Source organism: Thiolapillus sp., from assembly GCF_048562965.1.
Taxonomy (GTDB): Bacteria; Pseudomonadota; Gammaproteobacteria; order Chromatiales; family Chromatiaceae; genus Thiolapillus; species Thiolapillus brandeum_A.
Genome location: NZ_JBHNMF010001416.1, coordinates 1 through 635 on the forward strand (window position 1 = coordinate 1; position 635 = coordinate 635).

Annotated in this window: 2 protein-coding genes; one reads left to right on the forward strand and one right to left on the reverse strand. The window is 53.5% G+C overall.

Annotated features, from left to right (window positions below; all coding sequences use genetic code 11):
- Positions 1-24: 24 nt before the first annotated feature.
- Positions 25-288 (reverse strand): hypothetical protein, encoded by a 264-nt coding sequence (locus ACOCD2_RS24685; RefSeq protein ID WP_293715919.1) that lies wholly within the window; start codon positions 286-288, stop codon positions 25-27.
- Between ACOCD2_RS24685 and ACOCD2_RS24690 the strand changes: the two genes are divergently transcribed.
- A complete protein-coding gene (locus ACOCD2_RS24690; protein ID WP_293650614.1) occupies positions 269-532 on the forward strand; it encodes a transposase in 264 nt (87 codons plus the stop codon). The two genes, ACOCD2_RS24685 and ACOCD2_RS24690, sit on opposite strands and share 20 nt — an antisense overlap.
- Positions 533-635 lie beyond the last annotated feature (103 nt).

The window sequence follows — 635 nt, forward strand, 5'->3', positions numbered from 1 at the left end:
CAGAATGGGTCGAGTAGATGGGCTCTACAACAGGTTAGGATCGTGTTGGCATTCTCTGTTTGCCGGCTGGTTTCCCGGCGTGCCTTGCGCCAGAGGGAAAACAAAGTAGGCCTCCGAACGCTGCGTCCAGTCATATGGGAGCCAAGTACGGAGCAGCAACGAGCTTGCGAAGTTGTTGCGTAGTGCTTGGTGACTAGGACGGCTGGGGCACAAATAGGTTGTCAAAGGCCGAGTCAAGGAACTGAAACTGGATTTTGGCGGCGACACCTTGCCGTGTTCGGATTTCAATGCCAATGCGCTGTGCTTCTTGATCTCGGCGCTCTCCTATAATCTGTTTGCCCTCATGCGTCAGTTGTTGCCTGGAGAACTGGCGCAGCATCGCGCCATAACAATACGTTGGTGCCTGTATGGCATGGCGGCAAAAGTAGTCAAAACGGGGCGACAACTGTTCGTAAAACTCGCAGAGCGACATCGAATGCTTCTGGAACAGGTACTCATTGCACTGAAGGCGTTTGAACCGCCGCCCATTTGAGGAAGTTTGCGACCAATCTGTCGGGTATGACGGGATAGGTGCGTCTGAAAGCAGCCGGGTTGCGTTGCAAGGGCGTGGGATATGGATTTTGTTCGGATTTCCT